Annotated in this window: 14 protein-coding genes and 1 pseudogene; 7 read left to right on the top strand and 8 right to left on the bottom strand. The window is 51.5% G+C overall.

Annotated features, from left to right (window positions below):
* Window positions 1–13 precede the first annotated feature (13 nt).
* The 4 genes from AB4P92_RS15740 to AB4P92_RS15725 all read left to right on the top strand — a co-directional run bounded on the left by AB4P92_RS15740 (window position 14) and on the right by AB4P92_RS15725 (window position 3,227).
* Window positions 14–976 carry a diiron oxygenase gene (locus AB4P92_RS15740; RefSeq protein WP_200612932.1) on the top strand — a complete coding sequence of 321 codons (963 nt, stop codon included), beginning with the start codon at window positions 14–16 and terminating at the stop codon, window positions 974–976.
* Window positions 973–2,034, top strand: coding sequence for a 2Fe-2S iron-sulfur cluster-binding protein (locus AB4P92_RS15735; protein ID WP_395597841.1), 1,062 nt, complete (start codon window positions 973–975; stop codon window positions 2,032–2,034). The genes AB4P92_RS15740 and AB4P92_RS15735 overlap by 4 nt, the downstream gene beginning before the upstream one ends.
* 37 nt (window positions 2,035–2,071) lie before the next feature.
* Entirely contained in the window at window positions 2,072–2,782 is a 711-nt protein-coding gene (locus AB4P92_RS15730; RefSeq protein ID WP_395597840.1) for a glutamine amidotransferase, read from the top strand.
* A gap of 76 nt (window positions 2,783–2,858) precedes the next feature.
* Window positions 2,859–3,227 carry an antibiotic biosynthesis monooxygenase gene (locus tag AB4P92_RS15725; RefSeq protein ID WP_042561898.1) on the top strand — a complete coding sequence of 123 codons (369 nt, stop codon included), beginning with the start codon at window positions 2,859–2,861 and terminating at the stop codon, window positions 3,225–3,227.
* 546 nt (window positions 3,228–3,773) lie between these two features.
* Here AB4P92_RS15725 and AB4P92_RS15720 read toward each other — a convergent pair.
* The 3 genes and pseudogenes from AB4P92_RS15720 to AB4P92_RS15710 all read right to left on the bottom strand — a co-directional run bounded on the left by AB4P92_RS15720 (window position 3,774) and on the right by AB4P92_RS15710 (window position 5,148).
* Window positions 3,774–4,166, bottom strand: coding sequence for a DUF6957 family protein (locus AB4P92_RS15720; RefSeq protein WP_140396033.1), 393 nt, complete (start codon window positions 4,164–4,166; stop codon window positions 3,774–3,776).
* 107 nt (window positions 4,167–4,273) lie between these two features.
* Window positions 4,274–4,833: pseudogene (locus tag AB4P92_RS15715) on the bottom strand (arsinothricin resistance N-acetyltransferase ArsN1 family B).
* A gap of 141 nt (window positions 4,834–4,974) precedes the next feature.
* Window positions 4,975–5,148: a hypothetical protein gene (locus AB4P92_RS15710; RefSeq protein ID WP_230679402.1), complete on the bottom strand. Its 174-nt coding sequence runs from the start codon at window positions 5,146–5,148 to the stop codon at window positions 4,975–4,977.
* Window positions 5,149–5,475: 327 nt separating this feature from the next.
* Between AB4P92_RS15710 and AB4P92_RS15705 the strand changes: the two genes are divergently transcribed.
* A complete protein-coding gene (locus AB4P92_RS15705; RefSeq protein WP_042561899.1) occupies window positions 5,476–6,801 on the top strand; it encodes an OprD family porin in 1,326 nt (441 codons plus the stop codon).
* A 373-nt stretch (window positions 6,802–7,174) separates the two neighbouring features.
* On the opposite strand, the gene AB4P92_RS15700 is transcribed toward AB4P92_RS15705, so the two are convergent.
* From AB4P92_RS15700 to AB4P92_RS15680, 5 genes are all read right to left on the bottom strand, one after another.
* The gene (locus AB4P92_RS15700) at window positions 7,175–7,507 is read right to left on the bottom strand and encodes a DUF2790 domain-containing protein (protein WP_042561900.1); all 333 of its coding nucleotides are present in this window, start codon (window positions 7,505–7,507) and stop codon (window positions 7,175–7,177) included.
* 151 nt (window positions 7,508–7,658) lie between these two features.
* Entirely contained in the window at window positions 7,659–7,856 is a 198-nt protein-coding gene (locus tag AB4P92_RS15695; protein ID WP_042561901.1) for a co-regulatory protein PtrA N-terminal domain-containing protein, read from the bottom strand.
* A 142-nt stretch (window positions 7,857–7,998) separates the two neighbouring features.
* Complete coding sequence (locus AB4P92_RS15690; protein WP_158830539.1) at window positions 7,999–11,166, bottom strand: CusA/CzcA family heavy metal efflux RND transporter; 3,168 nt, start codon at window positions 11,164–11,166, stop codon at window positions 7,999–8,001.
* Window positions 11,167–11,192: 26 nt separating this feature from the next.
* Window positions 11,193–12,416, bottom strand: a complete 1,224-nt coding sequence (locus AB4P92_RS15685) for an efflux RND transporter periplasmic adaptor subunit (RefSeq protein WP_042561903.1) — start codon at window positions 12,414–12,416, stop codon at window positions 11,193–11,195.
* Window positions 12,417–12,504: 88 nt separating this feature from the next.
* The gene (locus tag AB4P92_RS15680) at window positions 12,505–13,791 is read right to left on the bottom strand and encodes a TolC family protein (protein WP_140396034.1); all 1,287 of its coding nucleotides are present in this window, start codon (window positions 13,789–13,791) and stop codon (window positions 12,505–12,507) included.
* A 352-nt stretch (window positions 13,792–14,143) separates the two neighbouring features.
* On the opposite strand from AB4P92_RS15680, the gene AB4P92_RS15675 reads away from it, so the two are divergent.
* Together AB4P92_RS15675 and AB4P92_RS15670 are read left to right on the top strand one after the other, a co-directional pair.
* Window positions 14,144–14,818, top strand: a complete 675-nt coding sequence (locus AB4P92_RS15675; protein WP_080896080.1) for a heavy metal response regulator transcription factor — start codon at window positions 14,144–14,146, stop codon at window positions 14,816–14,818.
* Entirely contained in the window at window positions 14,815–16,254 is a 1,440-nt protein-coding gene (locus tag AB4P92_RS15670) for a heavy metal sensor histidine kinase (RefSeq protein WP_042561904.1), read from the top strand. The genes AB4P92_RS15675 and AB4P92_RS15670 overlap by 4 nt, the downstream gene beginning before the upstream one ends.
* Window positions 16,255–16,342: the final 88 nt, after the last annotated feature.

Below are 16,342 nucleotides of genomic sequence, written 5' to 3'. Positions count from 1 at the left end.
TTGGAGTTAAAACATGGAACGTTTGAATTGTGGTACCGATGACGTAGTAAAAAACATGCTGGCCAAACTCTCCACGCTCTGGAAAACCCGCGCGGCCGTCAACAACCCGCAACCTAACTACTGGGGCCTCGCCTTCGATGCCGACAAGCAAGACTTCAGTCTGTCGCTGCTACCGTTTCGTCATCACCAGGCCTGGCTCGAAGCCCCTCAGGACCTGCAATCCAAATGCCTGTCCTATGCGTGGGGCATCTACAACCTCAAGACCATCTACATCGAATGCAATGTGGTCGTGCCTGCCTGCGAGGACATTATCAAGACCCCGCCGCCGAGCAACAACCGCGCCTTGCTGCAAGACGTGATGTCTCAGGCACTGCTCGACGAAGCCCTGCACACGCGCATGTCCATCATGGCCTGCAACTATATCTATGACATGCGCAAACTCACCCCGCTGGACTTCAGCGCGTTCAACCTGGTGACCTGGCGCGAGGCCCTCCTGGCCAACTGCACCGCCGAATGGGAGCGACGCCTGACCCGCTTCGGCGTCGCGTGTGCCAGCGAAACGCTGATCACCGACTACCTCAAGACCATGGCCGAGGACGCCAGCATTCAGGCGGTGTGCCATGAGGTCACACGCACCCATGCCATGGACGAGTGGAGCCATTCCAGCGTCTTCAGCTTCGTCGCTTCCGACATCGTCAATGGCCTGAGCCGCAAGGAACGCGAGTACTTGCGCTCGATCATCCTGCGCACGGTGCAGATGTTCGCCAATAACGAAATGGGCGCATGGGCCACCGTGTTTTCGATGTTGGATTTCCCCCATGCCGGCGAGATCGTGCATGACGTGGGCGACAACAACGAAATCAGCGTCTACACCGACTCGCTCGAAGCCCTGATAGACCGGATCGGCTTGACCGGCAACGGCCTCAGCAGTGCCGAGCATGCCATTGAAACCTTAGGCGAGAAGGCCCGCGCATGAACGGCATGGCATCCCTCAAAGCCCTGTGCGAACACGTCAGCATTGAAACGGCCAACGTAAAAGTCTTCACCCTGCGCGCGGTAGACGCACCCGTCGAATTCCTCGACAGCCTGGAGGCAGGCAAACACGTGGCCCTGCACGCCGCTGACATGGCGGGCACCCATCACCAGCGGTTGTATTCGATCACGCGCAAGCACGGCGCCGACCGGTTCGACATTGCGGTCAAACGCGAAGGCCGTGGCGGGGTTTCGGACCAGTTGCACGCTACGCTGCAAGCCGGCTCAACCACCGCGATGCAGTTTGTGGCAGGTGATATTTCGCTGGAGTCGGTTCTGGGTTGCCGACAGGTCGGCATGCTCGCCGGCGGCATCGGCATCACCTTGCCGATTGCATTGCTGCGCGGCCTGGCCGAGCGCGCGCGACGCGGATTGGCAGTGCCCGATGTGAGCCTGCTGCTGTGTGTGCCGTCCATCGCCGAGATTTCGTTTCTACATGAGTTGCTGGAGCTTGAGCTGACCACATCGTGGTTCTCCTTGCAGGTGTTCGTAACCCGCGAAGCGGTCAACAACAACGGACACTTCAGCGCCGGTCGTCCCCAAGCCCAGGACCTGAGCCGGCTGGGTAACCCCGACCGCGTGGTGATTTGCGGCAGCTATGGCTTCGCCCAAGGCATGCGCGAACACACTCTGGCCATGTTCCCCACGAGCCGCTTGCTCATCGAGTCATTCACGCCACCGGCCGCGCCGGCCTCCGCCGCACAGCCTGAGGCTCAGGCCAACGCGACGCTGCGCCTGCACTTGAACCACAACGATCAGGTGCTGGAGCCGCCCGCCGGCAAGAGCTTGCTGGAGATGCTCGAAACCAGCGGCATCGCGGTGCGCAGCCTTTGCCGCGCCGGCATCTGCGGTCACTGCCGGCTGAAGGTATCGGAGGGTCACTACACCCTTGAGCCCGACTTTTGCCTGACCGACAAGGACAAGGACGACGGCTACGCCCTCGCCTGCTGCACCTTCCCGCAATCCGGGACGATCAAGGTCGACCTCTCCACCACGGTATGAACACTTACCGTCCTTACTTCAACAACTGGTTTTTTCCATGAAAACTGCCATTGCATTGCGCCACATTCACTTCGAAGACGTTGGCACCCTCGATGCCGTTCTGGCCGAAGAAGGCTATACGCTGATTTACCTGGACCCCACGGTCGACGCCATCTACAGCGAGCCGGTGCTGCAGGCTGACTTGTTGATCATACTCGGCGGCCCTATTGGAGCTTATGACGAGCAGCTGTATCCGTTTTTGCACGACGAATTGAAACTGGTGCGCCAGCGCGTTGCGTCCGGAAATCCCCTGCTGGGCATCTGCCTCGGTGCGCAATTGATCGCCCGGGCCATGCACGCCGACGTCTACCCGATGGGGGTCAAGGAGATCGGTTTTTCACCGCTGACCCTGACCGCGGCTGGTCAAGACTCGCCGCTCGCCGCGCTGATGGACACCCCCGTGCTGCACTGGCACGGCGACCAGTTCGATGTGCCAGAAGGCGCTGTGCTGTTGGCCAGTACTCAGGTGGGTGCTCATCAGGCGTTCGCCGCGGGCAACACGATTCTCGGCCTGCAATTTCACCTCGAAGCCGATACCGCCAACATCGAGCAATGGCTGGTTGGCCATGCCAGCGAACTGGCACAAACCGGCATCGATCCTGTTGCGTTGCGCAGCGAGGCCATAAACCTCGGCGACCGCCTGACACGCGCCGCGAGCCACGTCATGCGGGCCTGGCTGAACAACTTGGGCACCCCGATAAAACACTAATAGCGGTCGGGCAACCGCCCACCGCATTTGCACCGTGTAAAACCACCTGAAAAATATCAAGGATGAGGAATCAAAAATGATCGTCGTATTGTTTGAGTTACAGGCACTGCCAGGCCAGGGCGAGACTTATGTTGACCTGGTCAACAAGCTGACCCCGATGCTTGAACCCATGGACGGGTTTATCTCCGTCGAGTGCTTTCAAAGCACGCTCAACCCCAAGAAGGTGATGTCGGTCACCACCTGGCGCGATGAGGAAGCCGTGGTGCAGTGGCGCAACGTGACAGCCCACCTGTCGGCACAGCGCGCCGGACGCGACAAAATCTTCGATGACTATCGCGTGCGCGTGACATCGGTGATTCGTGATTACGGTCTGCGTGATCGCGAACAGGCGCCGTACAACGTAGTCGTCGACGGTGAACCCGCCACGGCTGCGGCGGTGGTTTAACGGCGTATTCTGGTCACCTGCACAGGGGCGAGAGATTAATGTCGGTGGTTGTGGTGAGCGGGCTCACCACAACCCCTCTTCCACACTGGTAATCCCGCAACGCCTATTCACGCAAGCCAACCTCCCATGCCTCCTGCGGCCGCCACATACTCCTGAAAATGGAATGTGCACAAAAAGTCCTGGAAAAATATCAGCCCTGTGAATAAGTCTGATCACCGGTACCAGGCTAAACCTCCAGCAAGATCACTCAACAAAATCGGACATCTGGTGGAGGCCATTAAATAGAAAAAGCCCCTGAAATCAGGGGCTTTGGCATTGCTTCAAAATCTGTTGTCTAAAATCATTCGTCTGGGTACCAACAACATAGTTTGACACAACCCATCGCGTAAATCGGGGTCTGTAGGATGATTCGCGATAAAGACAACAGCAACATAGATTGACACAGATGGGCTGCGCTTCAAATACAGGGCCGGGCTGCTCCCAACATAGTGTGACACCAACAACTGAAGTAAGCGGTCAGGAGGGGAGCAGCATAATCTGCGGTCTTCAGCACAAGCTCAGTGCGATGTCTAAATCTGTGCGCAACCTACGGCCGGCTCCCATAAGCACATAAACCGTATTTTTCGTCTCAAACAAGCAGTTGTGAGTGAAGGAAACCCCCAACGTTGATCTGACCCAATCACCAGGCGCAAAACGACCTTTTCTATCTTGGATAACCGTCAATGCGTAAACCAAGGCAGGGATAAGCCCTCTATCGGTGATGGCTATTCGTTGACGTGTTGTAACTTCGAGATCCAAGATTACCCAATCAGCAACAAGGCAATATGCACGGGAAGGAAAATGCAGACCTGCGAATGTCACTGCATCTAAATCGGGGAGTGGGCACCCGTTTATGTTTTCGCCTGCGGAAAGCAGCGAGGTAAACGCCGCCAAATTCATTCATCCCTCCAGCCGGTCGGTAAACTGACTCGAACGTGAATCATCCATAAGCATAGCTCTCAGCGAACAGCCTGGTACCGATGGCGACGAATAGTAGCCAGGTCGCCTCACACCTGGTTTCTCAACTCTCCCTTTATCTCACTGAACGGGATGATTTCTATTGGCGGCGTCACAGCACAAAGCGGTTTACGCCAATAATCCACGCTATGCCATTGGCCGTGCTTGAACCCAACCTCTGGGTAGGTGCCGATGTGGGTGAACCCGAGTGCTTCATGGATACCTATACTTCCTGCGTTGGGTAAGGCAATGCCGGCATAGGCTGCATGAATCCCCTGTTTCTCTAGAACTGGTAGAAGCTGCTGATAAAGCGCACGACCAACCCCTTTTCGGTGCACAGCCGGATCAACATACACGGTGACATCCGCCGACCATCGATAGGCTTCTCTCGCTCGATGCTCGCTTGCGTAAGCGTATCCAACGACGTTGCCCTCCACCTCGGCTACCAGATAGGGATGCGGCGGTAGTGTTGCGGTTATTCTTGATGCCATCTCATCAACAGTCGGTGGTATCAGCTCGAACGAGATGACTGAGTTCAAACCATTGGAGCATAGATAGTCTGGATGGCAGGGGCATCAGATGGTGTAGCAACCCTCACTTTGTAATTCATGTCTTTCCTTACTGCCCCTTTAAAAAATCGCGTTTGAAAGGCTGAACCACCTTAAGGCCTAGCCCTTCAGGATGTCGCGATAGGAACGTGAACTACGCCTTGAGCGGGCTTACCGCATCCACGAACCGTAGAGAGCACCGTTCAGTGAATTGTGAGCTTTTGCTCATGGGGACTAGGCTGCGGGATATCCACGACAACGTCTTTAGCACCGAGAACCTTCGCCAGGAACAGCGCCGTTAACCCACCGAAAAACTGCGCGATGATGAACAGCGCTACGTCTGACATCCGTATCCCCGAGAATGTATTGGTGAACACGCGAGCAATCGTCACCGCCGGATTCGCACTTAAAAACCAGTCGGACCCTACGCATGCGCTTCAAGTTTAAATCATGCCGCCCGTCAGGAGACACATGCGAAGATTCGTTGTAAATAGGAGCCACTCATCGGTGGGTATGTGCCGCAGAAATATTTTTTTGAAAAAAAAATACAGACATTACAGAATTGTAATTCTTCAATCATCTCCCTGTTATCTTCAAATTGCAACGATACAAGTCGGCGACGATACGAAAGCGCAACGCGCTTTCCGTAAACAATAATTCCAGCCGAAGAACTTACTAGTTCTGCCAAACCTAAGGAGTGATTAATGGATAACAATACAAAATTCTCAATGGCCGCTTTAGCGTTGGTTGTCAGTTCTGGGCCTTCCATGGCATTCGCAGAGGAAAAGACTGGGGGATTTATCGAAGATAGTAGTCTTTCCGTGCTAAATCGAAATTTCTACTTCAATCGTGACCATCGTAACGGGCAATCAAGCCCCACAGGCAATGGTTATTCAGAGACTTGGTCGCACGCGATCATCAGTAAATTTGAATCCGGTTTTACTCAAGGCACTGTCGGTGTGGGCGTCGATGCTTTCGCGATGATTGGGTTGAAGCTTGATACGGGTGACGGTCGAAATGGTGGTCGTAGTTCGTTCGATGTACTGCCTGTCAATGGCGATGGTGAGGCTCGAGATGAGTACACAAAAGTCGGTGGGGCAGCAAAGGTTCGCGCTTTTGACACAGTAGTGAAAGTTGGTGATGTTTTTCCAGCGAACCCCGTCGTGGCTTCTGGCGACTCAAGACTACTACCCGAAAGTTTCCGCGGTGTAACCGCGACCAATACCAGCATTGAAGGACTGACTGTTCAAGGTGGTCGCCTGCACGCCATGAGCCAACCAGTCTCCAGCAATATGCGCGACAACTTCGCGACATTCTATGCAGGGCCTGTTAATTCACCTTGGGTAGGCTATTTCGGCGGCGACTACAACGTTAACAAAAATATCATCGTTAGTCTCTATTCCAGTCGCCTCAAAGACGCTTGGAATCAATACTATGCGGGCACGGGATTGAATTACTCACTGTCTGATCAGCTTTCTGTATTCGGTGGCGTGAATTACTACAAGGCCGTTGATGAAGGAAAGAAACTGCTGGGAGAATTCGACAACAATATTTGGAGCGCTAAAGTTGGCGTGAAGTATGGTGCGCACTCACTTGCACTTTCTCACCAGCGAAATAATGGTAATGACGACTTCGACTATCTGCGTCAGTCGGACTCTATCTTTCTCGACAACTCGATCCAATACAGCGATTTTAACTCGCCAAAAGAACGTTCGTGGATGGTTCGCTACGACCTCGACATGAGCTCGTACGGCGTACCAGGCCTGTCGTTTATGACACGTTATGGTCGCGGCACCGACGCTGACTATTCCAACGCTAACGCAACATACATGAGGCGCGATGCAGACGGGAACCCGTTGACAGATCAGAAACGTTGGGAGCGCGACATTGAGGTGAAGTACGTCGTTCAGACAGGTTCCTTGAAAGATATGTCTTTCCGCTTGCGGCAAGCGAATACTCGCGCAACCGCTTTTGAATCGGATCTGGATGAGGTCCGTGTGATTGTTGAGTACCCACTCGCCATTCTGTAATACCTAAACGGGAAAATTCTCGGTTCTTCTAAATTGTCCCATTTTTGATTGAAAATTTCAAAATTGTAATTTTTCAATCATCTCCACGTTAACTAGGATTGCTTATAGTGAGTGGGAGTTATTAGGAATCTAGCTAGCGCATCTGGTTAGATCTCTACAGACAAGTAGCAAGCCTGTGAAAATCTGGAAACTCATTGTTGTTCAGTTAAAGCTACAATTTCACCTTTAGAAGCTCCTTCGGAAAAGGGTGAATTTTTAAGACGTCCCTCGGGACGTCTTTTTTATACCTGTTCGAAGCGAATCTAAAAAACGCCCGATTCCTATTTTTCATATCAGTCGAGCGTTATAGATTGTTCAGATAGTAGGATAGCTACTAGCCACCACGTTTGCGACACTCTCCAGCCACAGTGTACCTAATCGTATTTAGCTGCCCATTTGAATCTTCATAAGTCATGGCGGCTGGCACCACCGCGCAGACTTTTGCAGGCCGCACCACACTGATCACTTTCACAACATCCATCTTCATTCCGTACTCGTATTGTTTCGCTACAGGTGCGCTTTTCCCTTGGCTAATAGCATACTGCTCCATAGCTTTAGCATTAGCCGCCATCATTTTCTCAAAGGTTTTGTCTCCTCCCCCTTCAGCAGAGACAAGAGAGGATAACGCCAGAGTTCCAGCGAGAGTAATAATGCTCATGAATTTCATATTGAGTACCTCATATATTAACAGTTACCAGAATATCAACTAGAACATTGCGTAGGTGTGGCGCCAGGATTACCGATGTCCAATCTGCCATCCAAAAAAAACCGCAACCGGAAACCGGAAGCGGTTTTTTTTATTCAGCGTACTGCTACATTTACATTTCATCAGTCTCATCTTTAGCATCACTTGACACTACTGGCTCGATTTTTCCTTCTTTAGCCACGTACTTCTCCATTGCTAGATCATTTGCGACCATCATTTTCTCAAAGGTTCTGTCTCCGCCACCTTCGGCTAAAGCAACTGAAGAAAGGACTAAAGCACTCGCAAGAGCAAAAATTTGAGCAATTTTCATACTGACACCTCATCTAGTTGACACTCTTAGGGTATCAATTCGAACCTATCAACACGGTGGCGCCTAGATTACAGATTCGTTATGTTGCGCACATAAAAAAGCCCCCCATCGAATCTCGATAGGAGGCTTTGAGAAAACTAAATTATATGGATGCTATTTTGTCGTCTTTGGTTTCTTCCTCGTCTCGGCGGTGCACCCATTGATAAAGAGCAGGCAGTATCAGCAGAGTCAACACAGTTGAGGATAGGATTCCCCCGATTACTACGGTAGCTAGAGGTCTTTGAACCTCTGCCCCCGTTCCGGTTGCCAGTGCCATCGGAATAAACCCAAGAGAGGCCACGAGAGCTGTCATCAACACCGGACGTAAACGTGTGAGAGCCCCTTCATTAATTGCGGAACTTAAAGAATGTCCTTCCTCGCGTAGATTACGTATGAAAGCGATCATCACCAGACCGTTTAGCACCGCCACTCCCGACAACGCGATGAAACCAACACCTGCCGAGATCGATAGCGGGATGTCTCTCAGCCATAAAGCCATGACACCCCCTGTCAATGCGAACGGAATACCAGTAAACACCAGTAGGCCATCCTTGAGGTTGTTGAACATCATGAACAAGAGTGCGAACACCAGAAGCAGGGCAACCGGCACTACAATCTGTAGTCGCTTGGCAGCGGATTGGAGCTGCTCGAACTGCCCTCCCCAAGTGGTCCAGTAACCGGATGGGATTTGCACTTCCTTATCAATGGCGCTACTGGCCTCCTGTACAAAAGAGCCGATATCACGCCCACGCACGTTGGCGCTGACGATCACCAGACGCTTGCCGTTTTCTCGGCTGACCTGGTTAGGTCCCAACACTAGATCGAGGGTCGCCACCTCTGAAAGAGCTATGAATCCGATCTGGTCAGCATTGGTGTTGAGCAACGCCGGTACCGGGATTAGCAATGTGGACAATCCCTCGAGATCCTTACGCATCGCGTCGGATAAACGCACCACCATGTCAAATCGGCGGTCTCCCTCATACATCGTACCGGCTTGTCGACCGCCAACTGCCACCGCAATGGTGTCTTGCACGTCGCCTACGTTGAGTCCGTAACGGGCGGCTTTGTCGCGGTCGATGTTGATGGTCAGTACCGGCAGTCCCGACGTTTGCTCAACTTTGACCTCGGAGGCACCATTGATCTTCTGCATTGATGCGGCGATTTTTGCAGCGGTGCCGTTGAGCACCGCCATGTCATCACCGAATACCTTGACCGCCACATCACTACGTACGCCTGAAATCAACTCGTTGAAACGCAGTTGAATAGGCTGAGAAAGCTCATAGTTGCTTCCGGGCATCGCAGCTGCAGCTTTTTGAATATCGTCTATCAATGCCTCCCTTGATTTATTCGGATCAGGCCATTGACTCTTCGGCTTGAGCATCACATAGCTGTCAGAAATGTTTGGAGGCATTGGATCGGAGGCAATTTCGGCAGTACCTGTACGACCAAACATCCGTTTGACCTCCGGTACTTTTGCCAATACCAGGGTTTCCAGGCGTTGCTGCATCTCTACCGATTGCGTCAGGCTGGTACCTGGGACACGCAATGCTTGCAACGCGAAATCGCCTTCGCTGAGACTCGGCACAAACTCACTACCCATCCGACTTGCGACCACACCGCATATTGTGATCACGCCTAATGCCATGGCGAATGCCAACGATCGATGGCCCATGACCCAGTCCAAAGCTGGAGCATACATCCGGCGGGCGCCACGCATGATGACGTTTTCTTCTTCCTTGACCTTGCCGGTCACGAACATCGCAATCGCAGCAGGGACAAAAGTTACTGACAACAACATCGCCCCCAGTAAGGCGATCACTACGGTGAAGGCCATCGGGTGGAACATTTTTCCTTCGACGCCAGTAAGCGCAAAAATCGGTAGGTACACGACCATAATGATCAACTGACCGAAAATTAATGGTCGGCGTGCTTCCTTGGCAGCAGCGAATACTTCGTGAAAACGTTCAGAGCGAGTGAGGATGCGCCCGTGGTGTTGCTGCGCATGGGCCAAACGCCTGATGGCGTTTTCAACAATTACCACCGCACCGTCGACGATGATGCCAAAGTCCAAAGCCCCAAGGCTCATCAGGTTGGCGCTAACTTTATTGGTAAACATGCCGGTGAATGTGAACAACATAGCGAGCGGGATAACCATGGCAGTGATCAGCGCTGCACGTATATTTCCCAAGAACAGGAATAGAATCGCAATCACTAGGATTGCACCTTCGATCAGGTTCTTTTTTACCGTGGCAATCGCCTTGTCCACAAGATTGGTACGGTCATAGACAGTGACTGCTACAACCCCTTTTGGCAGTGAACGGTTGATTTGCTCAAGCTTGTTGGCAACGGCCTGCGCCACGGTGCGGCTGTTCTCGCCGATTAGCATGAACACTGTGCCGAGCACCACTTCACGACCGTTTTCGGTCGCTGCTCCCGTGCGCAATTCACGGCCGATATCCACGGTTGCAACATTCTTCACACGTATTGGCGTACCGTCGACATTGGCCATGACGATATTGGCGATATCGTCGGTGGTTGCTACTTGACCAGGTGCACGAATCAGTAACTGTTCGCCGCTGTGCTCGATGTAACCGGCACCGACGTTAGCGTTGTTGCGCTCCAGCGCTGTAACAAGGTCAGTCAGCGTGAGCTTGTAAGCGGCCAAGCGTTTTGGATCGGGCGCAATCTGATACTCCTTGGCAAACCCGCCAATGGTATTGATTTCGGCGACCCCAGGAACATTGCGCAGTTGAGGCTTGATGATCCAGTCTTGAATCACCCTCAGGTCGGTCGGCGTATAGGGACTGCCGTCCTCCTTGACAGCCCCCTCTTCAGCCTCGACCGTCCACAGGAAAATCTCACCAAGACCGGTTGAGATCGGTCCCATGACAGCTTCCACACCTTCTGGCAGTTGCTCTTTGGCCACCTGTAATCGTTCGTTGACCAATTGCCGAGCGAAGAAGAGGTCCGTGCCCTCTTTGAAAATAACAGTAACTTGCGACAAACCCGAGCGTGACAGCGAACGAGTTTGTTCTAGAGCCGGTAAACCCGCCATTGCTGTTTCGATGGGGAACGTGATGCGTTGTTCGGTTTCCAGTGGTGAAAAACCTGCTGCCCCCGTGTTGATTTGCACCTGGACGTTGGTGATATCGGGAACCGCGTCGATCGGCAGCTTCTGATAGCTTGCTATACCGAGGCCGGCCATGAGGAAAACCGCGAGCAGTACGATAATGCGCTGCTCGATGGCAAATTGGATCAGGCGTTCGAACATGAGAACCTTCTCGTGGAAATGGCGGATCAGTGGGCGTGTTCAGCCGAGGCTTTACCCAATTCTGATTTCAAAATGAAACTACCGGCGGCGGCGATTTGAGCTCCGGGCTCCAGGCCTTCCTTGATCTCGACCAGACCCGCCGAACGACCACCTGTCTCCACTGGCTGAGCTCTAAACCCGTCCTCCGTTCGAACGAAAACAGTTTGCTTGTCCTCGACCGTCTGAAGAGCCGCCTCAGGTACAGCGACCTTTGTCTGCCGAGTACCGGTGTCAACCTGCACGGTCACAAATAGCCCCGGACGCCATGCACCTTGTGGATTTTCCAATGTCACGCGGACCGTGGCTGTACGGGTTTGCTCGCCCAACAAACTGCCGACATAGGCCACGGTTCCAGTGACTTCAGCATTCAACTCCGGCGCACTGACCTTGACCGATTTGCCTACGAGTACCTTGTTCAAATCCTTTGGTGAGACTCCAAAGGTCACCCACACACGCGACAAGTCGGAGAGCGTAAAGGCATTGGTGGTTTCGCTGACAACTTCACCGAGGGCCAAATGTTTCTCGACTACAACCCCGTCAAACGGCGCACGCAATTCATATCGATTACCCCCGCTGGCGACCGAGCTACCACTCAGTACGCTAATTTTTTGCCGAGCATTGCTGAGAGCAATTTCAGCTTCTTGCAAAGCCTGGCGGGCTTGCAGGAAGTCCTGTTCTGCAGAGATTTTGTCCTGCCATAACTGTCGCTCTCGCTCGTAGGTAGTACGCGCCAACTCAAGACGACGTTGCGCAGCGGCTTGTTCACTGCGCTGATCAGAAATTTGTTGGCTAGCGATTACGGCCAGCAACTGACCTTTTTTCACTGGTTGACCAAGATTGGCATGAACCGACTCAACGACACCAGGTACGCGGGGCACCACGTGCGCAGTGCGGTCTTCATCAAAACGGATTTCTCCAGGAAAGGGCAATGAAAGGCTGATGCTCTGCGCTTTCGCTTCAACCAGTTGGATGCCGGCAGAGCTGATCTGCTCTTCGCTCAGAGTCAAATGACCCTCTTCAGCTTCGCCTTCTGCGTGTTCGCCCTCGGCCGGTTTTCCGTCAGCAGTTTCATCGCCGTGATCGTCATAGCCTTTGCCCTCCTGAGTCTGAGCTTCAGCTGAAGGCACCGATGGGCTTGTCATCCAAAACGAACCGATGCCTATACCTATTGCCAAGGTTAGTGCCGAGACGAGGATTAGTTTTTTATCCATGGAGACTCCCTGCGCAACCCAGTCGGCATTCACGGATTAACGTGGTATTGCGATACTGAGCAGCGGTAAAAAAAACGTTATATGAAATTCACGGGGTACGAGTGAGAATGGCAACATCACCGAAAATTCGCTCGATACGCACCCAGGCGTCTGTCGCCTCGGCGATGGCTTGGATGTATTGCGTGCGAGCGCTAATCAATGTGCGCTGAGCATCGAGCACGTCGAGAAAGTTAAACTTACCCATTTCGAAACCTCGGGTAGCGGTATCGACGGCACTTTGCGCTGCAGGCAGGATGGTTTGATTGAACGACGCCACTTCAGTGTTAGCAGTCAGCCACTGATCTAAGGTGGTTTGGATCTCTGTGCGCAGTCGTAACTCACTGGCATTCCGAAGGTCGCGAGATTGATCGGCACGGCGGGCTGCGGCCAGTACGTTGCCTTGGTTACGGTTAAACAACGGGATGGGCATAGATAGCCCTACGACATTCACCCGCTCGCGCTCACGCTCGTCGTATTGACTCCCGATACTCACGGTCAGGTCCGGAATTCGACGAGCCTTCTCAAGACCAAGAGAGGCTTCCCGCTGATCTATTTGCAGTTTTGCTAATCGTAGCTCTGCAGTTTCACCAATTCGGCTAAACAGCAGCGACGAATCGGGCACGGTTGGCATCGACCGATTTGGATCACCCACGGACACAAATGCAGGCAAAGGCGCCCCCATGACCTGAGCGAGTCTCTGGTAGGCACTGGCCTCATCCCGCTCAGCCCGCCTCAACTCTAGGCGCACTTCTGATAGCTGAACCTCTGCGCGCGTACCTTCAACGGGTGAGGATTTGCCACTCTTGATGCGACCTTGCGCTGCACGCAAACCGCGCTCGGCGAGCTCAAGTGATTGACGTGACAGCAGCAGTCTTTGCTGAGCCGTTGAGGAACTATAAAAAGCCTGAATGACATCGGCACGCAGAACGTTACGCTTGCGCTCCAACTCAATCCCCGCTGCGTCCTGAGCTCTATTGGCCACTTCAATCCTAGCTCCACGCTTACCGCCAAGCTCTATCGGCTGGCTGATCATTACCGTCGTGGTGCGCGAGTTTCGCCGAGTATCTTCAGCCTCCCAGGAAACCTCAGGGTTTGGAATCAATCCAGCCTGCTGTCGCTCTCCCTGAGCAATACCTGTCTCCCATTGAGCGGCCGCTAGGTCTGGGTTGTTGGAAAATGCAGTTTCAAGCGCTTGATCCATTGTGAGCATTTGAGCGTTTGCGGCTAACAAAGGAGCATTCAAAAGAGCAAGGATCGAAATAAGACCTGCTTGTAGCATGGTTTTATGCGTGATTGGGTGAGCAATAAACTTTCTAAACCGAAGTAATTCCATCATTCCCCAAAACCTTTATACAAAAAGAATTTCCCATGAGGCAAATATAATTCCGCACACCTATCAACAAGGTGACTGAAGAATTACAAATACGTTATCTAACGAATAAGCCTCACTTAATGCATTAGGATTAGGGCAATAAGTGCTCGCACCAAGCGACATCCCTAGACAAAAACGGGAGGCGGCTCTTGTACTACAAGGTGACGAGGGTCGCACGAAACCTTGTTAGTTTTAAACTCTATGATCCCAGAAAATTAAAAATGCAACCAGAATCCAACATTTAAACAGATGGTTAACTTTAAACAGATTCAACGAAAAGAGCCATTACGAACCACTTTAAGAAGGGTTAATTCCTATGCGTATTCTTGTGATAGAGGACGAGCCAAAGACTGCTGAATACTTACATCAGGGTCTAACTGAAAGTGGCTATATTGTAGATTGCGCATCGACAGGAGCTGATGGACTCCATCTGGCACGGCAGCAAGCTTATGATCTGGTATTACTTGACGTAAATCTTCCTGAAATGCACGGATGGGACGTTCTTGAAAATATTCGGCGGTCTAGCAGTACTAGGGTAATGATGCTTACTGCAAGAGGACGCTTAGAAGATAAAATTAGAGGATTGGATCTGGGGGCTGATGACTATCTTGTCAAGCCATTTGAATTTCCAGAGTTGCTGGCAAGAGTACGCACTCTAATGCGTCGTAGCGAACACATACCAATTCAAGAAGTGTTAAAAGTTGCTGATCTTGAACTTGATCAAGGAAGGCATCGCGCATTTCGCGGAAAACAACGCATAGATTTGACGACGAAAGAATTCGCACTGCTCCATCTATTAATGCGTCAATCTGGAGAGGTGTTATCTCGTACTCAGATCATTTCATTGGTTTGGGACATGAATTTTGATTGCGACACCAATGTTGTCGAAGTTTCGATACGTAGGCTCAGAGCTAAAATAGATGACCCATTTGAAACTAAATTAATCCATACGCTCCGCGGCGTAGGTTATGTACTGGAGGAGAGAAAATGAAGCAAGTCAGCCTGTCAATGCGATTGGGTTTGACAGTAAGTATAATGGGAGCAGTACTAGTAGTTTCTTTAGCGATTCTGGCCTATTTAGCGCTTACCCACGAGCTTGATTTGCGTGCAAAAAACAGCTTAGAAAAGAAAATGAATCAAATTGAGCACAGTTTACTGATGGATATCAGTACTAGCAACATGAGCCTAAAGCCACACGCACTATTAGATCAAGTGCTAGGGCATGACAATCTTAATCTCACTATTTTTGATGATGAAAATCTGAGTGTCCCTGTCCTGAGTTTTGGAGCAGATATAACCGTAGTTTCTAGGAGCAAAATCGGAGCAACCGATAGCACTAAGATTTCTTACTACTCCTCGGCACAGGAAAGCGAAAATCACATCCTCACAGCAGCGAAACTCATGAGGCTAAAAGATGGTGAATTCGTATCAGTCTTGCTGACTATGGACCGCTCGAATGATGAATCACTGTTAAGCTCTTATTTGAGTTCAACCATCGTAGCGGTTCCGCTGTTGTTGATCCTTATTGGTATCAGTGCTTGGGCGATAGTGCAACGCGGATTGTCCCCACTCCGGGAATTCTGTGAAGTTGCGGGAATGGTATCAACCCAAGATCTCAGTCACCGACTCTCCGTTGTCAATATGCCCCAAGAGATCAGTGAGCTAGCTCATGGCATAAATTTCATGCTTCACCGACTTGATAGCGGAGTCCAACAACTCACTCAGTTTTCAGATGATTTGGCGCATGAGTTGCGGTCACCGATTACGAACCTTATGGGGAAAGCACAGGTAACTCTTTCTCGTGATCGCTCAGTAAAGGAGTATAAGTCTGTACTAGAGTCTTGCACCGAAGAGTTGGGGCGAGTCACTAGAATTATATCTGATATGCTTTTTTTAGCCCAAGTAAGTCACCCAGCCGCACTTGTACCATTCGAAAACATTTTGCTGGAAGACGAAGCTTTAAAAGTAATTGATCTTTTTTCTCTTTCGGCTGAAGAAAAGTGCGTCGGCATAACCGTCAGTGGTCAGGGCAAAGTTTCAGGCGATCGACTCATGATTCAGCGCGCCATTTCGAATCTTTTATCAAACGCCATTCGTCACTGCCCGATAGAAGAGTCGGTTGTTATTTCCATTGAAACGCGAACCGAAGAAGTCTCCCTTTCAATAAGCAATCCCGGAGTGGGAATTGAACGCCATCACTTGCTTAATATCTTCGATCGTTTCTATCGAGTGGATAATAGTCGCTCACGAGCTGAAGGTGGCACTGGATTAGGATTGGCTATTGTCCGATCTATCATGAGCCTCCATCATGGAACAGCAGATGTCTTTAGTATACCAGGGCATCCGACAACCTTCAGAATTACATTCCCGAAGAACATTTCAACTAGTAACTTAAACTCTCAAAGACCAGGGGAGGTTTTTAGTTAGGATTTAATTTAATCAAAAGCAATATAAAACAGCTTGGCTGCACGAGTCAGATCACTAGGTAATATATGAGTGGGGATCGATGCTTAAA

Source organism: Pseudomonas sp. A0308, from assembly GCF_044218815.1.
Taxonomy (GTDB): Bacteria; Pseudomonadota; Gammaproteobacteria; order Pseudomonadales; family Pseudomonadaceae; genus Aquipseudomonas; species Aquipseudomonas iridis.
The sequence above is the reverse complement of the archived record's forward strand: the minus strand, read 5'-3'. Positions and strand labels throughout refer to the sequence as shown.